Here is a 633-nt window from a genome sequence, read left to right as displayed (position 1 = left end):
TAAATCAAATCAAAGCATTCTTTGAACCTTAATTAAATATCGATGCGTAGATGGTGGAGCCAAGGAGGATCGAACTCCTGACCTCCTGCGTGCAAAGCAGGCGCTCTCCCAGCTGAGCTATGGCCCCTTTTCTGAAAACTGAAGACTGATGACTGAGGACAGATAATCGTATCGCTTTGCGATGATCTATTTAAAATAAATCCATCAAGTTTTCTTGATCCAAATTCTGTCTTCCGCCTTCTGTTCTCTGTCTTCTGAATTGGTGGGTCTGAGTAGACTTGAACTACCGACCTCACCCTTATCAGGGGTGCGCTCTAACCAGCTGAGCTACAGACCCAATCTACTGAAAAAACATCAATTGTAAACACTTAAATACTTCTCGCTATTCTCTTAATATTTTGTACCTAAGTACCTTTAAGGAGGTGATCCAGCCGCAGGTTCCCCTACGGCTACCTTGTTACGACTTCACCCCAGTCATGAATCACAAAGTGGTAAACGTCCTCCTCGCGGTTAGACTATCTACTTCTTTTGCAACCCACTCCCATGGTGTGACGGGCGGTGTGTACAAGACCCGGGAACGTATTCACCGCGGCATTCTGATCCGCGATTACTAGCGATTCCGACTTCATGCTC

2 tRNA genes and 1 rRNA gene are annotated in these 633 nt (G+C 45.8%); all 3 read right to left on the bottom strand.

The features are described from left to right. Positions 1-51: 51 nt before the first annotated feature. A tRNA-Ala gene (locus DNJ75_RS15165) sits at positions 52-127 on the bottom strand. A gap of 133 nt (positions 128-260) precedes the next feature. Then, positions 261-337, bottom strand: a tRNA-Ile gene (locus tag DNJ75_RS15160). Between the two features lie 78 nt (positions 338-415). Continuing rightward, positions 416-633 (bottom strand): 16S ribosomal RNA (locus tag DNJ75_RS15155); the annotation flags it as partial.

The sequence above is a fragment of the Cysteiniphilum litorale genome (genome assembly GCF_003428165.1).
GTDB classification, from domain to species: Bacteria; Pseudomonadota; Gammaproteobacteria; order Francisellales; family Francisellaceae; genus Caedibacter; species Caedibacter litoralis.
This window is presented reverse-complemented; position numbering and strand designations above follow the sequence as displayed.